Genomic DNA, 21,336 nt, shown 5'->3' with positions numbered 1-21,336 from the left:
AATTCCCTTACCTCATAAATGGTATTAATTATCTCATCTATGTTAACCCGATCGCAAATTGGATTTTATCTCGAAGACATCGAAACCCCAATTGGCAGAACCGTCAATTTAACCCTTACCGGACTCATTCTCCTATCTTCGACCAGCTTCATCGCCGAAACTTACCCGATTTCGGAAACTGTTAGAATTAATTTGCAAACTCTCGATACAGCACTTTTAGTTGTTTTTTTGTTTGAGTATTTATTGCGACTATGGTGTTCCGAAAATCGAGTTAAATTTATTTTTAGTTTTTTTTCAATTATAGATTTGCTGGCAATATTACCATTCTTACTGGGATTTGTCAACGTTAGTTTTATCCGAATTTTTCGCTGGTTCAGAATTCTCAGACTCATCCGCTTTCTAGAACTAAAAATTTCTATTTTCCGCATCAGCAGCGAAGATGGGGTTATTTTTGCTAGGATTTTGTTTACTTTGCTGGCAATAATTTTTGTTTATTCTGGTTTGATTTATCAAGTCGAACATCCGGCAAATCCCGAAAGTTTTGGAACTTTTTTGGATGCTGTTTATTTTTCGGTTGTCACGATGACCACGGTGGGATTTGGCGATGTTACTCCGATTTCGGAATCCGGTCGTTTTCTGACTATTTTGATGATTTTGACAGGAATTGCTCTGATTCCTTGGCAATTGGGGGATTTGATTAAACACTTAGTTAAAAGTGCTAATCACGGAGAAGCTGTTTGTAAAGGTTGCGGTTGGTCTGTACACGATGCTAATGCTAGATTTTGTAAAATGTGCGGCACTCAATTGGATAATAGTTGACTGTTGACTGTTGACTGTTGACTGTTACAGCGTTTTCCGGTAGGGACACAGCATTGCCGTGTCCTGTACTTCATAAATCAGGAATAAACTGTAACTTCTTCCCTCTTCCCTTTTCCCTCTTCCTTCTTCCTTCTTCCCTCTTCCTTCTTCCTTCTTCCTTCTTCCTTCTTTAAGCTAACGGTAACAAAATTTCAAATTCAGTGCCTCTCCCTAATTCCGATCGCATTCTGAATGCACCGCCGTGTTTGCCCGTCACTATTTGATAGCTAACTGCTAAACTCGTTTCTTTGAGGGCGCGTTTTTCCGTAGAGAATGATTCTATGATTTTTTTGTACTTGCTAGGTGACATTCCTGGCCCGTTATCTGATATGCAAATCGAAACCCACCGAACATGAAGTTTGTCTAAATCCGGCGCAGGTTCGGGACAGCAGACTTGAGTTGTGATTTCAATTTTAGGCTGGCGATCGGCGTCTCTGAGTCCTCCACCTTTGAACTCTTTCGCCAATTCTTGACCGACTGCTTCATTAATTAATGTATGAATAGCATTGGTCAAGATATTCATAAATACTTGGTTTAGCTGTCCTGCATAGCATGGCACTGGTGGCAGGTAGCCGTAGTTTTTCACGACTTTGATTTCCCTGGTCAAACGACTTTTGAGCAGCAAAAGTATGCTGTCTATGTTGGCGTGCAAGTCGGTGGGTTTTGGATAAATATCGTCGATGTGGCAGAAGTTTTGTAAACTGCTTGCCAACTTGCTCAAACGTTCGGCTCCAGATTTGATGCTGGCAACAGTTCGGAGGAAATCGTTTTGCAGAAAATCATAGTCGATCTCTTCTTTGAGCCTTGCTATTTCCGGCGGGGGTTCGGTACAGTGCGCGTCGTAAGCTGAGAGCAACTCCATCAAGTTTTTGCTGTAGTCGGTGACGTAGGTTAAATTCCCCCAGATAAAGCCTACCGGATCTAAAATTTCGTGGGCTACTCCGTTGACTAAACGCCCTAAACTAGCCATTTTTTCGCTTTGAATCATTTGAGTTTGGGCTCTTTCGTAGCGGACTTGAGTTTCTATGCCACGAATTTGCCAGTACGCGATGTTTAGTGCGTTAGGGTCTAAGAGTCGGTAAGATTGGGAGTCTATTTGGACGACGATCGGTTCTGACTGCAATTCGGGCGATCGACGCAGAGCTTGTGGGGCTGCTGCCAAAATGGTTGTACTCTCTGCCACCAATAATATTTCGACGCGAGCGTAACTGTAGAGAACTTTTAGTGGCAGGTGCAAAAATAGCTCAGGCCCTTGGGGTTTGAGCAAATATTCCAGCAGTTGCCTGCGGGATATCATTCCAGCAAACTCTCCTGCTTCCATCAAGACGACTCCCGGCACTAGGGGATACTGTTCAAACATTTCGGCAACTGCCACGGCCAAGCAGCTCGATTTAACCTGAAAGTCATACAGGGGCAAATCCCAGAGGGTAGACTCTAGGGAAAGGTCTTGATGGCTGCCTTCGGAGAGTGAAGGGCCAAGGAGTTTGGAACTGAATTTATTTGCCACTGGAACTTTTAGTTGCCGAAACGCTGAGAAAGTGAATTGAGAACCTACTACTAAGCTACCCTATCATTTCATCGCAGGAGCGAACAACCGAGAATATTCTTAAGTTAATCATGTTGTGCCAACTATAGGCAGGAGAATTTCAAATTCAGTATTCTTACCTGGTTGCGATCGCAATTTGAGTTGGCCACCGTGCTTTTCAGTGACGATTTGATTGCAGATAGCTAGCCCCATACCGCTGCCTTTGCCCGCTGGTTTAGTGGTAAAAAAGGTGTCAAATATCTGCTTGTGATTTTCTGGGGCAATGCCGGGCCCGTTATCGGCAATGCAAATTGCGGCCCTCTTGCCGTGTTCGGTTTCTATAACTTTAGTGGTAATTTCGATTTGGGGCTGCCAGTTGTCCCCGCATGGGGTGTGTATTTCTCGATCGGCTGCGTACTCTGTCAGGGCGTCTAGAGCATTAACTAACAAATTCAAAAACACCTGACTCAACTGACCGGAGTAGCCACTAACTAGCGGCAGTTCGCCGTAATTTTTAACCACTTCTATGCTGTTTTTAAAGCGGTTTTTCAAAATTAACAGCGTCATCTCCACGCATTCGTGAATGTCTGTCTCGGCTGGTTTTGTCTCGTCCATGTGAGAGAAGTGGTGCAGCCCGTTAACTATTTTTAGCAATTGCGAGGCTCCCAACTCCATCCCTTCTAAGGTAATCGGCAAATCTTCTTGTAAAAAATCAAATTCAATTTCTTTTTTAAGGGCATCAATTCGGGGACAGGGTGCCGAATATTCTTCTTCATAAACCGACATTAGCTGAAGCAAGTGTTCAAAATAGGACAGCAGAAAAGTTAAATTTCCCCAAATACAGTTCAGCGGATTTCTGATTTCGTGGGCTACTTCTGCTACAATCCTCCCCAAACTCGCCATTTTTTCTGTTTGGATGAGTTTGGCTTGGGTTTGTTTGTGGAGTAACTTATTTGTTAATTCGTGAATTCTTGATTGAGCGACCATTAATTGGTGTACGTCTAACAGCTTGTAGGTCTGGGGGGCTATTTCGACTACTACGGGTTCGTAAATTAATTCTGCTGATCTGTAAAGACATTCCTGGGCGGCTTCTACTATTAATTTACTGGCGGGAAGTACGAGTTCCTCTGGCTTGGCAAACTTGTACAGCACCTCTATTGGCCGCTTGAAAAACATTTCTACTCCGTAGCGGCGGTTAACTTTTTCAAAAAATAGACGCCTGGATATTATGCCGACAAAATTACCTCCATTTGTCAAAATGACGCCGGGAAGCATGGAATTTTGTTCAAAAGCCTGGGCTACTTCTTTTGCCTGTTGAGTTAATTCAATTTGGCAGTTGGAGAGTGGCAGGTCTAGGAGAGTTGATTCTAAGGAGATGTTCCAAGTACAAAATTCAGGTATATGCAACACTGATAACTCCGAGCTAGTCTCACGCACAGCAAACATAGATGAAACCCCTGTTAAATATTGTATTAATTGACAACTTAAGTTGCTATTAATTCCTAACTGGTAATTGGTAGCGGGTAGTTGCTAATTTGCCAAATTACAACTGCACCCGATGGGAAAACCCGATCGCAGTAGCATTGTCTGCTAAAGATTTTGTTTCTAAGTCAATATTAAACGATCGAAGCTTTTGTGGAACTTACTGATCTCTGCTGTAAACTTTTTACCATGATATACCTGCGATCGGGTGTTTTCCGAAAATTTTTAATATTTATAACTAATTATTGTGATAAATTATACCATTTTTCCAGTGATAGAAGGGAATTGGAGAACCGCTCGCGGGTTATCAGTGAATATACAGGCATCCTTCGAGGGTTCGAGGGCCCGGATTAGCCATAGTCCAAGGGGCTTGCAGGCTCCAATTGTCAAGACTAGGGCCCAGGCCAAAGGAAGTTCGGCCACGGATTCACTTTCTTCGGATGTAACCGAATGTAACGGATGGAAGGGTTTAGTTATCTAAGAAAGAAGGAAGAAGCAATGTTCCGCAAGGGTTTGTGGAATTAAGAACATCCTAACCGTATTGGCGGTTGCTATACCACTCAAAAGAAATACAACTTTAGGCAACTTCCGAACCTCGATAGTCCTCAGTTTTTTGCACTCTGCAATCTCCAATCTCCAATCTCCAATCGTCTTAGGGTTCCACCTCCGGCCAGAGGCGTTCTAGCTGATACCGCCAAGCGGCGAGAGTGTTTTCGCGAGACTCTCGCCCTAGTTCCATTTCACCCATCAATCCCTCTGCGTAGAAACGGTCTAAAGTCTGAAGGGTAGTTTCCACAGACTGTCCCTGCATCTTCGCAGCTTTGATGATTTGACGGATGCGGCTTTCTATCAAACCGCCGAAAAAGTCGGACAAACCTTGCTCTTGCAAAGCCAGCAGTCTGGCGACGGCGGCTGAGAAATCGGCGGCCACGAGTGTGGCACAACTGTGCTGAAATACTCCCCACAAAACGTTTTGATGTAAGGCGTAGCGAGTTTCGAGGGTGGTGTCAAAGTTAGCTTCTAGCAGTTTATCAAGAAATGGTTGAGCTTCCTGGGCCTCGGCGAGTGGCAGCAAAATCCGCAGCCAACTCCCGTCTTCTGAAAGGAGGACTAATAGGCGAAATTTGGGGGTTTCTACTTGCCAAGAAGTGGCAGCAGGCATCTCAACACTGTCACCAAATAAGTCTTTAAGGGTATTGCTAATTTCTTCGGGAGTCATAATGATTTTAGATTTTAGATTTTAGATTTTAGATCAGTCACCAGTCATTAGTCAGCAGTGCGAGCTCAAATCTCAAATTGGTTTATGGTAGCCAGCGGGGATGATAGCCGGCAAAGGGCAGTTCTTCTGGCTGTAGTTTTGCGGGAGAACCGTCTGTCGGTATTTCTACTAAGGGTAGCAGCCAGAGGCGGCTGGTGGCGATCGATTGTCCACTATCGTTGCGGGGACTGTCTGCTGCTGAGGGAGTTGCTGCTGTGACTGATTGGTCGAAAATTAATGCCAGCCCGTCGGGAGATAAACTGATTTGGGTATCTAATTGGTTGGGCAAAATCAGCAGCGGTTTGATGGTTCCTACCAAACGAGTACCCTCTTTTTTGAGGTCGATGGTGGCGATGAAAGGCTGTTCTTTGTAGCTTTCTGTTTTGAGGCGTTGGGCTAACAAACAGTAGAGACGCTGAACTTGGTTGTCTTCGTTTTTGCGGGGGTCGAAATAAACGGCCATAATGCTGCCGGGAATACGCAATATTTCTTGTTCTACACCTTGGTTATCTAAGATGAAAAGCGATCGAGTAAAGTCGCTGTTGTATTTAACATAGGCGGCGGCGGAGTTGTCGCGAGCCATGCCCAATACTTGTTCGTATTTTGGCAAAAATTCTACAGGGTCTGCTTCGGGTTTGAGGGGGACGATCGCTAATCCTTGTTTTTGAGATATTACCATCGATTTGCTGTCGGGGCGAATCATAAAATCTCCGCCTTGTTGATTTTCCAAGGGTCTGGGCGCCTGTTTCTCTTCCACAATCCAAGGACTGAAATCGCCGGGATTGCGACGGTTGACGCGCTGGACAACTATGATTTTTCCGTCTGCTGAGAGGTCGAATTTGAGGTTTTGGTAATCTTTGGAGTCTAAGATTTTGTCGATTCTACCGGCTGGGTATTTTTGTTGAGTTCCTGAGTCCGATTGAGGGTTGATGCCGGTGGTGACTGTGAATATTTCTTGATTTAGAGTGCCGCGAGTACGGGCGATCGATCGATCTGTGGCGGAGAATAAAATGCGATCGCTGTCGGGATAAGGTTTAAAATCGGTGACAACTAAATCTTTGGGAGTCAGCGGTATCGGTTTTGAGTCGCTGCTGGTGAGATTGACTAGCATTAATCTGCTTTCTGTTTCGCCTTGGACACCGATGTAAGCAAAAGCTCGATCGCGGCTGCGAAAGGAACTGCTAAACGGTTGCATGGGCGTTCCTTTATTTTGGTTTTTTTCTCCGAAATACTTGTCGGTTGCTCCGGCGAGTTTTAATGTGTAGGTAACGCCGTAGGGTGCTGGATTTTTGAGCGTGTAAGCCATGCGTCTTCCAGCCCAACTAAATTTACCGGGGAGGGGGGGTTCTAGCTTTAAGTTTTCCTCGACGGTGGAGTGGTTCATCGGCCGAAAGAAGGTGAGGATAAAGCCGGTATCTTCGGCGCCGATTTGTTTGTTTTCCCAGGTAAATTCTCGCACTCTGGGTGCTGTGCGATCGCCGCTCAGCAGCAGCAGCCCTATTAAGAAGCTCAGCAATAGCATGAGGACGATCGCCGTGCGGTCGATCGGCTGTTTAAATGGCAGAATAGCGAAGGGTGAGGGATTAATTTTTTTCTTAAAAATACTCACAAATCTTTCTCTCCTACTTTCTGCTGAAAATTAACTGCCAAATTTTCCCTCTTAAATTTTACTGTCTTGGGCGTACTCCCGACCCTCTGAAACGGTTTTTTTTGCCTGCGAAAAGGAATGCAACGACGTATGTGGGTAAAAAACTCGGTTTCTTAAAGTGTTGGTATCTCCAGGACTGAACTAAATTCACGAGCTTAACTTCGTCTAGTCTGCGGCACTTCCAACAGCCTCAACCGATTTGAGATGTGAAATTTGAGATTTTAAATTATAGGGCGCCTTAGAGCTGAAAATTTATCGAGCGACAGAGATTTTTACGGTATAGCACCCTACCCTTGTGGCTGTCGCGTCCAGGAATGTTTGAGACTTGAGATTTTTAATTTAATCTCAAATCTAAAGTCGCTAATTCTTAATAGGTTGAGGGGTCAATCTAGCACTCTACCCATCCTACCAATAATCACGACGACCTACTTAGAACCCTTTCACGAATCCTTGACGATTGGTATGTTGGAACTATTATTAACCGCTGATAGTGTATACTTCGATTCCGGTTCGGGATATAACTTAGAATATTTGCTATCGTAATGCCTGACCTCAAAATAGTTTAAGTTTGACGGGTGAGGCTTATATATTGAGAAACATTCCATAATACAAAAAGTTGCTGCACTCTCTAAAGGCCCGACATTCACTACTTGATTTTTGAAGAGGCGACCTGATTTTATCCACTCTTTCATCTGCTTTCTTGACAAACAGTAAAATCCTGAATGAGGATTGCTACACTCAGCAAATTTTACAGTTTCTATCTCTACACTAGATAGCTGATTCCACGATAGATGATCATCTATTGTCAAATCAATGTATCTCTTGGTTCCTTGATACATTTCAAAACGATGTGGGTAAAGAATAGCATTCTCATACCCGCTTTGTAGGTTAAATTTTTCTAATTTTTCTAGAATGAAAGCATCGTACAAAACTATGTCATCTTCTATAAATAAAAACCAGTCAAATTCTTCTACTCTTTCGACAAATTCTTCCTGAAGTCTAAACCCTACAAACATGGGGTCGCATTCAGGGCTTTCTTGTATATCAATGCACTTAATTTGATATTCAGGTAAGTAGGCTGTAACGTGCCTGTTCGGTAGAGTTTGGATAGTAATACTCAGGTCGCAATGAGCCAAACTCGTTAACAGTCCATCTATTGTGTGTCTGAGTCTCTCTATTTTTGCTGCGGCTTTTTCTGGATTATTAGATTCTTCAACTGATGTAATGTGTGCCACAGCGGCAAAGACTTTGGGGCGTTCTTTTTTCGGCTGTTCGTTTTCTTTGAATAAATTTATCATTCGATTTCTTTGATAAAAAAACATCATTTTAGTATACCTCGTGGCTACTCGCGATATTTCTTGTAAAATAGCAATTTGTAAGAAGATAAAGTGCATTACTTTTCTTTTTGTATTGTTTTCGGCTGACATATAGACAATCTCCTTTTTGTTTACTGAAATAGTTGATTGATGGGAACTAAATCCATCGGTGATATTTTATCGATCGGCAGACCCAAACCAAAAGCCACTCTGCACCAAAGTATAGTTGCCAGCACCGCTACAAACAGCCCTGTTAATTGAATATCCTGCCAAAAACAAGTTAGTCCTTCTTTCCACAAACCGTAGTTAGTTACTGCATAGGTAGGAAGGTCACCGAGAGCTACAGCAATCACGGCACCTAAATTACCTTTTAAGTGGTATCCCAGCGGTATACTTATACATAGATTCACAAAAGTCAGCAAATTGCCGATAGCTGGGTACTGAGACTTTCCTACGGCTAACAGACAAGAACCCATCAGATTGTGGAGGGTGGTGTGCCAGATACCTAAAGCCAAGATTGGCATCATCCAAGATGCAGCTTCATACTCTTTCCGATACAGTGTTAAAATTAACTGATCTCCGAAGCTCACAAAAATTGCTAAACCTACGGCTAATGGTATTAGAATTAGCTTGCGGTTGTTCAGTATCTTGGCACGCAACTCCTCCCGCGGCAACTCTGCCAGCATAGAAATCGAGGGAAAAATCACCCTGCCGCTAATGGCGATGATGACTTGGCGTGGCATATCGCCTAGAGTAAAAGCGATGCCGTAAATGCCCAACATTGTTAAAGTAAATATTTTACCAAGGATGAGTCGATCGGCTTGAGAACACAGAAAAAATAAAATCGTAGACAAAAATATCCATTTGCCATAAGAAAATATTTCTTTTACTGCTTCTTTATCCCAAGCAAAGCGGTTTGACTTGCCGGGAATCAAAAAATGGCTCCATACTAACTCCACTACAGCTCCAGTCCAGCCGCCTACAATGATCGCCCAGATGCTGGGATCGAAGAAAGCCCACACAATCATCACTGTAGTAGAAATTATCTGTGTACCCAACTCAAAAAGCACTACTTCCTTAACGCTCATTTTGCGTTCTAGGGTGGATACGGAAGTCGATTTAAATCCTCCTATTAGGGTATTTATACTTATGGCTGGAATCAACCACATCAGACGGGGTTCTTCATAGAATTGAGTAACGGGCCATGTTATTAGAATTAAACACAACCAGACAAACAAGCTGCGAATAACTTGCATTGTCCAAGCAGTGTTGAAAAATCGAGGATCGTCCCCGCGCTTGTTTTGAATGATACTTGGGCCCAGACCTATGTCTGTGAATAAGTTAATGCCTATGATGAAAACGTAGGCTAGACCCATTAGACCAAATAGTTCGGGCAAAAGCAGACGCGTCAGGATTAAGTTGCTCCCAAATCGGATAATTTGACTGCTTCCATAGCTGGCGATCGTCCAGGCAGCACCTTTGATAGCTAATTTTTTTTCTGATGACATATACTCAGAATTTATTTCCTAATTACGAGTGTAGTTGCTGAATTTGTTATTTGCAACTCCTAGAGGAGGATGCGGCCACTTTTATAGCTGACTTTACCGTATGTTCATCTGTATACAGAGATTGGGTCTGGACTGTCCATCTCGCAATCAAGGTAAAATTTAATCTCATACTTACTCAACATCTAATAATCATAAGGGTTTTTTGGTTCGGGAATTGGTTTGAGGGAGGATGCTTGAATGATTAATTTGCGCTTGCCTTGCAGTTCTTCTACGATCGTTTCTCCTTCTATTTCTAGCCAACTGTCTGGGGCAAAGGCGGTGCGGCTTTGACCGATCAGTAATTTTACTGGCAACCCGATCGGATAGGCGTCTGCCGCGCAGCAGGTAATGATAAAACGTCCGATCCACATATATTGTTCTGCTATGTTGGGGGGGTGAATTACAAATCCTTGAACTTTGACTTTTTGACCTCTGTATGTATCCGGTTCGGGGTTGAAATTTAACAGTCGCACCCATTCGACGAGCGATCGCTGGTCGGGTTTTGTAGTATTGCGAAATTCTTGGGGTTGCAGTCTGGTGATGGGCAGGGATTCGGTGAGGCCTCGTTCTAATGCTGTCTGGCTGGTAAATGTGCGGGGTGTTGTTAGTAAACCTATTAATGCGACGCTCAACATTAAGGTGCTGCCGATACTGGGGGGAAACAAAGTAACGTGTTCAACTTCTGTGATTCTGAGAGAGTTATTTGCTGTTGATGTCCGCGATTGCTTTGTGGTGCGATCGAGTTTTAAGAGTTCCCAAGTTTTTAAACCTCCAATAACCATTAAGCCGATTCCTCCTGCTAGAGTCAAGCCAAAGTAATTGGGGTGAATTAGAATGCTTAATTTGCCAGTGATCCAATATTTAAGAAGCAGTATTCCCCAGGCTAAGATAGCTAGGGCGTCCAGCCAGGGGCTAATTTTTTTAAGATTCATTTTTTAATAGTGATTGAGAAGGAAGAGGGAAGAAGGAAAATAAAAAAACAGCTATCTGTATATTCGTGACTTCTGTATCGGGAGCAAGGTAATTGAAAATTGCAAATCGTATGTATGATTTTTCTGTTTTAGCTAACTTATTAACCTAAATGCAAGTTAACAGCGAGGGTCATTAAAAAGGTTAACTGAGCTGCCAAGACAATTAAGTAAACTACGGCTCGACCTTTAAAAATTGACAGCATTAAACCGATACCTTTGAGGTCAATCATCGGACCGAAAACGAGAAATGCTAACAGCGAACCACTGGTAAATGTGGAAGCAAAAGACAGGGCAAAAAAGGCATCTACTGTAGAACAAATGGATACGACTGCGCCTAAGAGCAGCATGGCTAGAATCGAGGAAACGGGGCCTTGGCCGAGGTTGAGAATTAGTTCGCGGGGGGCGCCAACTTGAATGATTGCTGCGATCGCACTTCCGATTACCAACACTCCTCCCAATTCGCGCAACTCCTGTACCATAGTATCTAAAAGCAGGCGCAGACGATCTTTAGAAACAGGGTGGAACATGGAGGAACGTTGCGAGGTTTTTTCTGTTTTGCCTCCTTGTAATGGCTTCCAGTCGTCTTGTAGCAAAGATTCGATCGGCACCACCCCCCCCGGCTGACCGAGCATAAATGTTCCCGACTGCAACAGCAGCGGAGTGTTAGCTTGGACGAGTTCTTTTTCGGAAAACTCTGGTTTTGGCAGGGGAATCGCGCGGGCTACAGAGGGTTGCAGCAGAGGCCGCAAGTCTTTTTGGGCGCTGAACACCCAGCCGATAATTGTGGCTATAGACAGAGAAAATACCACCCGCAAAACTACAATTTCTGGCTGATCGCGAAATGCCGTCCAAGTAGCCCAAATTACCACGGGGTTGATGGTGGGGGCCGCAAGCAAAAAGCCGATCGCGGCTGGTGCGGGTACTCCCTGCATCAGTAACCTGCGGGCTACGGGTACGTTACCGCACTCGCACACAGGAAACAAAAAGCCGATCGAACTGCCCATCAAAGCCGCCAGCAGCGGGTTTCGCGGGATGCGCGATACGAGTTTGCGTTCGTCTACAAACCCCAGCAGCAAACCTGAAAATAAAACTCCGAGCAGCAGAAAAGGTATTGCCTCTACTAACAAGCTCAGAAACAGGGTGAAAGCATTATTTAACTGATTTGTCAGGGCGGGTTGCATCGATCACCTACTGGTAGATTGCTATTTAGCTATACGTCTTTGGTAGAACTCCTTGTAGATCATACCAAAGCATAGCACTAAGTTAAGATCCAGTTATTTTTTTGTTTTTCTTTTGCTAAAATTTGTAGACATTCTAATTTAATCAATGCTGATGCCTGCAATGATTTGCACTGGTTAAACTTCTTTTAATTTGAGTGATTTTTTATTCATATCCGCCTCGTACAGCCAATCAATAATTGACCGAAAGTAGCCAGGATACAAGCCCCCGGATTCATCTGTCCAGAAATAAAAAACCTGTATCCGATGAAACTTGCCCCCCGAATTTATCCTTGTTGTCAATTCTAAAATCTAAAATCTAAAATCTAAAATCTAAAATCTAAAATCTAAAATCGATTGACTCTGCCAACCGTCGCCGATTTGATGGAGCTTTCGGTTAACAATGGTTGATTGTAGAACAACTGCCAAGGCACATTTTGCAGATTGCGGGCGAGGCTAACTGTTTTATATAACGATGCTAAAAAATAGGTTTGTAGCGATGACTTTAGTTTTCACTACAAACCTATAGAGGACGAACTGGCAGGTGTGTCGCTGGCTGAGCGTTACGGGGGGTTGCGAGTACCGGATCGGGGAGATGGGACGAAATCGCCTCAAATGCCCTAGCTTGCAAGGTGTCCCGCCATCGCGCTTACCGAGCTAAAATTCAGGGACGCGATCGCCCCAATTTGGACTTTTAACTTGTCTTCTGACGGGGTGCATCGCGTGGGCGATCCGGCAATTCCGATTTTCTTCTATTATCAATCAATTATATTTCTCATACCAATAATTTATTAACACAAGGTTAAGAGGATAACTTAAGGTTAATGAATAGTTAAATATTTGAACCAAGCGCTAATACCGCTCAAGTCAGTATAAAATAAAGTCAGGTATAATTACCAGGGCGCCTTTATCTCGGTGATACTCAATCTTGCCTAATACTTTAAGTGGTAAAATTTTTCTTACTACAGTCAGTTTTTTGTGTAATTTAAAATGCAGTTTGCCAGGGGGATGCCGGTCAAAGCACTCAGCAACTCGCCTGCTGACCTTTGGTAGCTGAATGTCTGCTGGCAAATAGAACCCAAAAAAGCGTGCTGATAAATTTATTATGTTGAATACCTCCTGCGTAGAAAGACCCGTCCAACCCATCTCCCAGGCTGACCTAGGAGAACTTTGTTTAGACTCTACTCTCCAACAGTTGTCGCTTTACGATTTTCAGGTAGAAGCTACGGATTGGGGAATGCGAATTTCTCAGATGTTAGAAGCTAATCCGCTATTACCGGGAGTCATTGTCACCCATCAAGGTGAATTTGCCGGTATGATTTCCCGGCGGAGATTTTTAGAATTTATCAGCCGTCCTTTTGGGCGAGAACTATTTTTAAAGAGACCAGTGAGGGCTTTATACCGCTTTGCCGAAACTGAGAGTTTAATTTTTCCCAGCAATACTTTAATTGTGGATGCAGCCAGGAAGTCGCTGTTGCGATCGAAAGAACTGCTTTACGAACCGATTGTGGTTCAAGTGTCGCCTCAAACTTATACTTTGCTAGATGTACACGAACTGTTAGTAGCCCAATCCAACATTCACGAACTAGCGACAAAATTGCTGAGGCAGCAAACTCAATCTCAACTAATTCAAACCGAAAAACTAGCGAGTTTAGGGCAGATGGTAGCTGGAGTCGCCCACGAAATTAGAAATCCCGTCACCTGCATCAGCGGAAATCTCGGCTTTTTGTCTAACTACTCGAAAGACATCATGGAGTTGCTGTCTGCTTACGAACATATTGTCGGTGAAAACGAAAAAATTCACCAACTCAAAAAACACATAGAATTTGATTTTTTGCAAGAAGATTGGATGGAAATTCTTAAAAGTATGAAAGTTTCATCGCAGAGGCTGACCGAACTCGTCACCAGCCTGCACACCTTTTCTCACATGGACGAAGCCCACTTGAAGCAAGCTAATATCCATGAATGTATTGACAGTACGCTGCTAATTATGAAAAATCGTCTGAAGTACGGGTTTAAAGTAGTTAAAAACTATGGTGATTTGCCTTTGGTCAAGTGTTACTCTGGTCAGTTGAGCCAGGTATTTATGAATATCATTAGCAATGCGATCGACGCTTTGGAAGAGGTAAAATCAGAAAAAGATTTTATGCCTGCGATTACTATTGAAACCGAGGTAATAGACAGTGCTGACGGAGACTGCGTGAATTCGGAATTAATTCAAAATTATGTTATGGGCGATCGACAAAATGCCAAACAGCTATCATCCGCCAGCCAAAACAGCGACTTCTGCCCAGAAGCAGCGGAAAAAAATCAGAATAACGCTTGGATAGCGATCCGAATTGCTGATAACGGGCCGGGAATTCCGCCAGAAATTCAGCGGCGGATTTTTGAGACATTTTTCACCACTAAACCCGCCGGGAAAGGTACCGGTTTGGGGTTGGCAATTACCCATCAAATTGTTACGGAAAAGCATAAAGGCAAGTTAAATTTGCATTCTACGCCCGGTACAGGTACTGAATTTGAAATTTTGTTGCCATTAATTTGAAGCAATAACTCATGTCAAATATATTAGCATCGGAATTATTCCTATCTCTCTTCTCTTGATCTGCGTGAATCAGCGTCAATCCCTTGTCATCTGCGGTTCAGAAATTATCTTTTTTTTACCGCAGATGAGGGCAGATTAACGCAGATGAATTAGATCAATTTCGCTTGCAGCAGCGGTGATTGTTGACTAATGACTATTGACTAATGACTACTGACTCTTTTTAAGCCCTTAGCTGCACTGGCATTACCAAGAATGTAGCATTAACTCCGCCCAAAGGCTGAAAAATTACGGGGGCTAAAGCACCGTTTAATTGCAGTTGAATTTCGGGGGATTGAGCTGTTTTCAAAATGTCAATTAAGTATTTCACGTTGAAAGCAATATCTATGCTATCTCCCGAAATCTGTGCGGGCATTGACTCTTTGCCACAGCCGACATCTTTAGCATCTACAGACAAAGTAATTTCCTGATTCTCCTCGTCGATGCTGCATTTGAGAATATTGTTTTTTTGGTCTGCAAAAACGGCTATTCTTTCTACTGCTGCTAAGAACGATCGCCTTTCTAAGGTAATTTGCCGCTCAAAAGACGGCGGAATCAACTGCCGGTATGCGGGATATTGCCCTTCCAATGTACGAGTAGTCAGCCGCTGGTCGGCCCATTCAAACACTACTTGACCGTGTTCAAAATGCAGGGTTACAGGTTCAGTCCACTGCCGCATCACCAACATTCTTTCTACTTCCCGCAATGCTTTAGCGGGGACTGTTACCTCAAATTCTTCTTGGGTTTCTTCGCCTTCAGCTTTTTCATTGGCAGTTTGAACTACTGCCAATCTGTGGCCGTCTGTAGCTGCAAATTCGAGGCAATCTTGCAATACCTTTAAATGCACGCCTGCAAGTACCTGTTTTGCCTCGTCGGGGCTAGTAGCAAATAAAGTTCCTTTGAGTCCTTCTATCAAGGCTTCCGGCGGCAATTTGAGGATTGTTCCGGCTTCGATTGCAGGCAATTCTGGGAATTCTTCTGGGCCCATGCCTCTAACTTGGTAGCTGCCAGAACTGCAAGTGAGATATGCTACGGTGTCCCCCGCTTCGTCTTCTAGAGTAATCTCTCCATCTGGGAGTCTCGAAACAATATCGTTAAGCAATTTAGCGGGTATGGTAAAACTGCCGCCGCCCGTCACTTCTGCTGCGAAGCTGGTACGAATGCCTAAACTGAGATCGAAAGCTGTCAAGCTAACCCGCTGATTTTCCTCATCCGCTACTAAGAGCACGTTGGCGAGTACCGGATGTGTCGGGCGGGAGGGAACGGCCCGACTTACCAACGAGAGGTTGGCGTTGAGGTCACTTTGGGTGCAAACCAATTTCATGGTAGGAAGGTTAATTAACCGGATTTGAAACAGAAACAAATGGTATCACAGAAAGCCGGCGGGTCAGTTTTTCTGTGTGTAGGGCTTAAGCATGGGACTAGAAACCAGGTTTCTAGGCAAAATTTCGCCTGTAAAAACGAGAAATCTTGGTAGAAACCGGGTTTCTGAAGTCAGCGCGCGTCGCGAACTATGTGTGTAGGGTGTGCAGGGATCGCTAGTATTTTTTAATTTATTGAATTATTTTTGTATTGATCGCCCTGTGGAAACTGTGGAAAAAAAAAGCTAACTGCTTGCTGGGCGTCACTTATAGGTAATAAATACCTGTGGAAAACTTGTGGAAAAGCTGGTGCAGTCGATCGCCCATTTTTGTGCAAAAGCTGTTTCGGGCGATCGAGTAAAGTTTTCCACAAACGGAGGGCCCATTTTCCACAGGTTTTTCCACAGGCAAGATTGTCTATTATGGGGCATTGGGAATTGTTGACTGTTGACTGTTGACTGTTAACTGTTGACGGCGTTGAGTGATGACAACTGACAACTGAGAACTGACAACTGACAACTGAGAACCGACAACTGACAACTGACAACTGACAACTGACAACTGTCAACTGACAACTGACTTCAAATTAACTTTTGCGGCTGACAACATTAATTCGATCGCTCAACTGACGCAAAGTTTGAGCCAAATTCGGGTCAGTGTTCCGCAACTGAGCAATTTTGTCACAACTGTAAAGCACAGTCGTGTGATCTTTTCCGCCGAACACTTCGCCAACTTTCGGCAAACTCAAACCAGTATGCTGCCGAATTAAATACATCCCTATTTGACGGGCAAGACTAATTTCTCGCCTCCGGGAAATGCCTTTTAAATCTTCAACAGAAACATCAAACTCCTCAGCCACAACTGCAATTACTGCATCTGGCGTTGCCTCTACGCTTTCAGTTTGCGGATTCAAAACCGGGGCGATATTTTCCACAGTCATCGGCAAACCGGTAATTGAAAGATATGCTACCGCCCGAATCAAAGCACCTTCTAATTCCCGAACGTTGGAAGTGTAACTAGAAGCAATGTATTCAATCACATCTCGCGGCAGCCGCATATTTTCATACTCAGCTTTTTTCTGCAAAATTGCCATCCTAGTTTCCAAGTCGGGCAATTGAATGTCGGCAATTAATCCCATGGAAAATCTGGAACACAAACGCTCTTGCAGGCGGGGGATTTGCTGCGGCGGGCGATCGGAAGCTAAAACCACTTGATTTCCGGCTTCGTGCAAAGTATTAAAAGTGTGGAAAAATTCTTCTTGAGTGTATTCTTTGCCTTCAATGAATTGGATATCATCTATTAATAAAACATCCGCTGCTCGATAATGATCACGGAAAGTTTGCATACTGTCTTTGCGAATGGCGGCGATTAAATCGTTAGTAAATTTCTCAGTAGAAACGTAAAAAATTTTGGCGTTGGGGTCAATTTCCAAGCGATAATGACCGATCGCCTGCATCAAATGAGTTTTGCCCAAACCGACGCCACCGCACAAAAATAGGGGATTGAATTCTCGGCCCGGAGACTCGGCTACCGCGAGGGAGGCGGCGTGAGCCATGCGGTTGTTAGAACCGACGACAAAGCGGGAAAATAGGTATTTTGGGTTTAAATTGGCGGGTTTGGGTGGGTGAAGCGAGTGGCTTTCCGGGACATCGGCGATGGGGGAGGGCCAAATAATGGCGGAGTCGCTGCTGCCGCCTGTTTCGTTTCCCCCGGCAATTGTCAAGTAAATGTCTACGGGATAGCCGAGAATTTCTTCGACTGCATCGGCAAGAATTTCTCTGTAATATTTTTGCAACCAATTGCGAGCAAAGGGGTTGGGGGCGCTGACAATCAAACAGTTATTTTCGAGTTGTTCGGCCCTGGCAGTTTTGATCCACGTCTCAAAGCTAGGTCTGCTAAGTTGTACCTGGAGACGTTCAAGTATCTGATTCCACAGACTTTCGAGGGGAATGTCCACTGCTCACCTTTGCCGATCGGCATTCAAGATATTAATTCTACTCTAGAGAGTTTAGGTATGAAACCGCCGGAATTCCACGCGCGATACCTGTAATCAGATTGGTGTTGGGCTCGCTCCGGCGGGTCAACCTAGGTACGGAGTTGACTAATTAATTCTCGTAATCACTAATTAATTTATCAACAAACTCTCTCAAACGTTCTTGCCACTCAGGAACAGCCTTAAGTTTTTCTTTTTGCCCTTCATAGCCTTTGAATCCGATTGTTTCCTTGTCTAAAGGACGGTTCAACCGTTTCCTTGCCCCTAGTTTGTGATTTTTTTGAAAAGGCATTGACAGGCCCCAGTATACTGGTTAACTTATATATAGCACTTAGTGTACAGTCAGATAGATGAGAACGGCCTATCAGTATAAACTACGCCCTACAAAGTTACAAGCCATTGAGATCGACAGATGGTTATCTATGCTATGCGCTCAGTATAACTATTTGTTGGCAGATCGATTTAACTGGTATGAGCAAAACCGTTCTCCTGTTAATGCTTGTCCTCTGATTTGTTACCTGCCTGAACTGAGAGATGCTCCCGATTACTATTCACAGAAGAAAAAGTTACCTCAGCTCAAAAAATCTCATCCCTGGTATGCCAAGATTTATTCTCAAGTTCTCCAAGATGTAGTGAAAAGAGTCAAGGTAACTTTTGACCGTTTTCTGAAAGGTGATAGCAATGGAAAATGTAGCGGTAGACCTAGATTTAAATCACGCAGTCGTTACCGCACGTTTACCTATCCTCAGATCAAAGGCGAGTGCTTGCAAGATAACCTTATTAACTTACCGATGTTCGGGAAGGTTAAGGTTATTTTGCATCGCTCCATACCTCATGGCTTTAAGCTCAAAACTGTTTCGATAACCAAAAAAGCTGATGGATACTACGTAACTCTCAGCTTGGAAGATCTAACCGTTCCTACAATCAAACCAGATTTTGATCCAAACAAAATTACTGGCATTGATGTGGGTTTGAAGGAATTCTTAACGACATCAGAGGGTGAAACGGTTACTATTCCTCAACCTTATCGCAAAGCGCAAAAACGCCTACGGGTTATTCAAAAGCGAGTTGCACGACGTAAAAAGGGAAGTAGCCGTAGACAGAAAGCAGTTAAACAACTGGGGTGTCAACACAAGAAAGTTGCGGATAAACGTAAAGATTTTCATTTCAAAACTGCTAAGTATTTATTGAATAAATATGAGGTTATTGCAGTTGAAGACTTGAATGTTAAAGGACTTGCTCGTACAAGAGTAGCTAAATCCGTGCTGGATGCTGGGTGGTCAAGCTTCCTGTCGATACTAACAAATAAAGCCGTAAATGCTGGTTTGTTGGTAGTCCCAGTAAGTGCCCATAACACTTCACAAGATTGCTCTAATTGCGGCGAGAAAGTACCTAAAAAGGTGCATAAAAGATGGCACGAGTGCGCTCATTGCGGGTGTAGTATAGATCGCGATCAAAATGCAGCTATCAATATAAAAAACAGAGCGGTAGGGCATTTAGGCTTTAAGTAAGTGTGATAGAATAGAATTACCTAAAGCTGACAATTATGCAAACTTGCACGGTCTGCAAACAAACATTGAATCCGGATAATTTCTATAAAAACGCTAAGACGAAATCAGGATACTCTAATGTCTGCAAAAAATGTAGCCTAGCTGCGGTTAAGAAACACAACCATAGTCCAGAAGGAAAAGCTAAAGACGCTGCGAGGAGAGCGGTACTTAAACAAAAAAGAATTGAATCTGGTTTGTGTGTAAAGTGTGATCGAATAAGGCTAGATAAGTGTTTTCAGTGCGATTTTCATTGCGTCCAAGATTCTGCTAAGTGGGGTTTAGGGCGTTGCGACAATCAAACGGTTAATACTCTATTGCAACGGTTTCATGCAAACCCTACGTGTCCATATACAGGAGAATTATTGCGGTTAGGATTCAACGCTCATTTAGACCATGTTCAGCCAAGACATAGATTTCCTGAGCTTGCTTCCGACATAAACAACGTTGAATGGGTGTCAGAAAAAGCCAACCTTGCCAAGTCAGGACTGACAAAAGATGAATTTATAAATCTTTGTCAGCAAATAACAAAACTCTGCGGTGGGGCATCTCGTGGAGTCTAAACAAAGCTCAGTTAACGTCCGAAGCAATAGCTGGAGTCGCCCAGAAGCCCACATCAATGGTTACAGCTTGTGATTGATGTGGGAGTATGTCACTCCTCAGATGCTAAAGTTTAAGGGAGTCTGCCGATCACCAAAATTTTTGCGGCTCTGCAGCCCAAACCAGGTATCGGGGAGCTGTTCAGCAAATATTTAGATTTGGCAGGAAAGCCTTAAAACATGGCAATGAAGAGTTCTACTGGCAAATTTTGGAAGCAACCGGCAATTTACATATTGCTGCTGGTAACGGGAGCAGGGGCCGCCATGTTGGGCGATCGTCTGACGGTTTCTCAATTTCGTGCAAATTCTGGCGATTCTGGACAAAGGGCGCTAGAACCGAAATTGCAACTGCCTCCTAATACAAAGGATCAAGCTAGGAAAGTCTTGCCGCCGGTTCCCTTGTCGGGGGACGCGGCTAATGTGAATTTTATTGTGGCTGCGGTGGCAAAAGTTGGCCCGGCAGTGGTTCGGATCGATGCTTCGCGCCGGGTGAGACCGGGAAATAGAGGGCTGTCGCCGGAAGATTTTTTTGGCATAGAACCGAATTCGGGCGGCCGGGGCGGGATCGAACGGGGCACTGGTTCGGGTTTTGTCATCGGTGCCGACGGGGTGATTCTCACTAACGCTCACGTTGTAGAGGGAGCCGATACGGTAAATGTAACTCTCAAGGACGGCCGCAGCTTTCAAGGGCGGGTGTTGGGGGCGGATAAGGTGACGGATGTGGCTGTGGTGAAGATTGAGGCGAATAATGTGCCTGTGGTGGCGATCGGCAATTCGGATAAGCTGTTGTCTGGGGAATGGGCGATCGCCATCGGCAATCCTTTGGGTTTGGACAATTCCGTAACTGCGGGAATTATAAGCGCTACAGGGCGATCGAGCTCAGATGTGGGCGTACCCGACAAGCGGATCGGTTTTATTCAAACAGACGCTGCAATTAATCCGGGGAATTCCGGCGGCCCCCTGCTGAATGCTTCGGGCGAAGTTATTGGCATGAATACGGCGATTATTCAAGGTGCTCAAGGATTGGGCTTTGCGATTCCCATTCAGGCGGCGCAACAGGTGGCGAAGGAACTGATTACGACGGGGAAAGTCGAACACGCTTATTTGGGTATTGAAATGGCGACGCTGACTCCCGATGTTAAGCAGCAAATTAACAGCAACGCTAACAGCAGCCTGCGAGTTGCAGTCGATCGGGGTGTGGCTATTGTTAGCGTTGTTCCTAATTCTCCCGCAGCAGCAGCAGGTTTGCGGGCTGGAGATGTGATTCAAAAAATTAATAATCAGCCGATTATTCAGTCGGAAGCTGTTCAGGAGTTCGTGCAAAATGCTAAGGTTGGCGGGCTGTTGCAAATGGAAATTAACCGCAACGGGCAAATAGTTAATTTGACTGTTAAACCGGGGAGTTTGCCGGTTCAAAAAGTTCGGTAAGAAGG

Annotated in this window: 17 protein-coding genes; 4 read left to right on the top strand and 13 right to left on the bottom strand. The window is 44.2% G+C overall.

The window, feature by feature from the left end; all coding sequences use genetic code 11:
- Positions 1-18: 18 nt before the first annotated feature.
- Positions 19-819: an ion transporter gene (locus QUA36_RS18845; protein WP_333458707.1), complete on the top strand. Its 801-nt coding sequence runs from the start codon at positions 19-21 to the stop codon at positions 817-819.
- A gap of 169 nt (positions 820-988) precedes the next feature.
- Here the strand turns inward: QUA36_RS18845 and QUA36_RS18840 are convergent, their stop codons facing one another.
- The 8 genes from QUA36_RS18840 to QUA36_RS18805 form a co-directional block, all read right to left on the bottom strand.
- Positions 989-2,365, bottom strand: a complete 1,377-nt coding sequence (locus QUA36_RS18840) for an ATP-binding protein (RefSeq protein ID WP_333163056.1) — start codon at positions 2,363-2,365, stop codon at positions 989-991.
- A 108-nt stretch (positions 2,366-2,473) separates the two neighbouring features.
- The gene (locus tag QUA36_RS18835) at positions 2,474-3,829 is read right to left on the bottom strand and encodes an ATP-binding protein (RefSeq protein ID WP_333163058.1); all 1,356 of its coding nucleotides are present in this window, start codon (positions 3,827-3,829) and stop codon (positions 2,474-2,476) included.
- A gap of 688 nt (positions 3,830-4,517) precedes the next feature.
- Complete coding sequence (locus tag QUA36_RS18830) at positions 4,518-5,084, bottom strand: hypothetical protein (protein ID WP_333163060.1); 567 nt, start codon at positions 5,082-5,084, stop codon at positions 4,518-4,520.
- An 82-nt stretch (positions 5,085-5,166) separates the two neighbouring features.
- Positions 5,167-6,732, bottom strand: a complete 1,566-nt coding sequence (locus tag QUA36_RS18825) for a hypothetical protein (protein ID WP_333458706.1) — start codon at positions 6,730-6,732, stop codon at positions 5,167-5,169.
- A 479-nt stretch (positions 6,733-7,211) separates the two neighbouring features.
- Positions 7,212-8,198: a hypothetical protein gene (locus QUA36_RS18820; RefSeq protein WP_333458705.1), complete on the bottom strand. Its 987-nt coding sequence runs from the start codon at positions 8,196-8,198 to the stop codon at positions 7,212-7,214.
- A 20-nt stretch (positions 8,199-8,218) separates the two neighbouring features.
- Positions 8,219-9,595 (bottom strand): oligosaccharide flippase family protein, encoded by a 1,377-nt coding sequence (locus QUA36_RS18815; protein WP_333458704.1) that lies wholly within the window; start codon positions 9,593-9,595, stop codon positions 8,219-8,221.
- Between the two features lie 182 nt (positions 9,596-9,777).
- A complete protein-coding gene (locus QUA36_RS18810; protein WP_333458703.1) occupies positions 9,778-10,566 on the bottom strand; it encodes a TIGR03943 family putative permease subunit in 789 nt (262 codons plus the stop codon).
- A gap of 140 nt (positions 10,567-10,706) precedes the next feature.
- The gene (locus QUA36_RS18805) at positions 10,707-11,786 is read right to left on the bottom strand and encodes a permease (protein ID WP_333163069.1); all 1,080 of its coding nucleotides are present in this window, start codon (positions 11,784-11,786) and stop codon (positions 10,707-10,709) included.
- 1,141 nt (positions 11,787-12,927) lie between these two features.
- Between QUA36_RS18805 and QUA36_RS18800 the strand changes: the two genes are divergently transcribed.
- Positions 12,928-14,367, top strand: coding sequence for an ATP-binding protein (locus QUA36_RS18800; protein ID WP_333458702.1), 1,440 nt, complete (start codon positions 12,928-12,930; stop codon positions 14,365-14,367).
- 220 nt (positions 14,368-14,587) lie between these two features.
- Here the strand turns inward: QUA36_RS18800 and dnaN are convergent, their stop codons facing one another.
- From dnaN to QUA36_RS18775, 5 genes are all read right to left on the bottom strand, one after another.
- The gene (gene dnaN / locus QUA36_RS18795) at positions 14,588-15,727 is read right to left on the bottom strand and encodes a DNA polymerase III subunit beta (protein ID WP_006632140.1); all 1,140 of its coding nucleotides are present in this window, start codon (positions 15,725-15,727) and stop codon (positions 14,588-14,590) included.
- A 300-nt stretch (positions 15,728-16,027) separates the two neighbouring features.
- Positions 16,028-16,195, bottom strand: a complete 168-nt coding sequence (locus QUA36_RS18790; RefSeq protein ID WP_333458701.1) for a hypothetical protein — start codon at positions 16,193-16,195, stop codon at positions 16,028-16,030.
- Positions 16,185-16,325, bottom strand: a complete 141-nt coding sequence (locus QUA36_RS18785) for a hypothetical protein (protein WP_333458700.1) — start codon at positions 16,323-16,325, stop codon at positions 16,185-16,187. The genes QUA36_RS18790 and QUA36_RS18785 overlap by 11 nt, the downstream gene beginning before the upstream one ends.
- A 25-nt stretch (positions 16,326-16,350) precedes the next feature.
- A complete protein-coding gene (dnaA, locus tag QUA36_RS18780) occupies positions 16,351-17,721 on the bottom strand; it encodes a chromosomal replication initiator protein DnaA (protein WP_333163077.1) in 1,371 nt (456 codons plus the stop codon).
- 148 nt (positions 17,722-17,869) lie between these two features.
- Complete coding sequence (locus QUA36_RS18775; RefSeq protein ID WP_333163080.1) at positions 17,870-18,049, bottom strand: hypothetical protein; 180 nt, start codon at positions 18,047-18,049, stop codon at positions 17,870-17,872.
- A 58-nt stretch (positions 18,050-18,107) separates the two neighbouring features.
- Here QUA36_RS18775 and QUA36_RS18770 point away from each other — a divergent pair, with 58 nt between their 5' ends.
- Both QUA36_RS18770 and QUA36_RS18765 read left to right on the top strand, forming a co-directional pair.
- The gene (locus QUA36_RS18770; protein ID WP_333458699.1) at positions 18,108-19,268 is read left to right on the top strand and encodes a transposase; all 1,161 of its coding nucleotides are present in this window, start codon (positions 18,108-18,110) and stop codon (positions 19,266-19,268) included.
- Between the two features lie 821 nt (positions 19,269-20,089).
- A complete protein-coding gene (locus QUA36_RS18765; protein WP_333458698.1) occupies positions 20,090-21,331 on the top strand; it encodes an HhoA/HhoB/HtrA family serine endopeptidase in 1,242 nt (413 codons plus the stop codon).
- Positions 21,332-21,336 lie beyond the last annotated feature (5 nt).

The sequence above is a fragment of the Microcoleus sp. Pol10D4 genome (assembly GCF_036701555.1).
In the GTDB taxonomy this organism is placed as follows: domain Bacteria; phylum Cyanobacteriota; class Cyanobacteriia; order Cyanobacteriales; family Microcoleaceae; genus Microcoleus.
The sequence above is the reverse complement of the archived record's forward strand: the minus strand, read 5'-3'. Positions and strand labels throughout refer to the sequence as shown.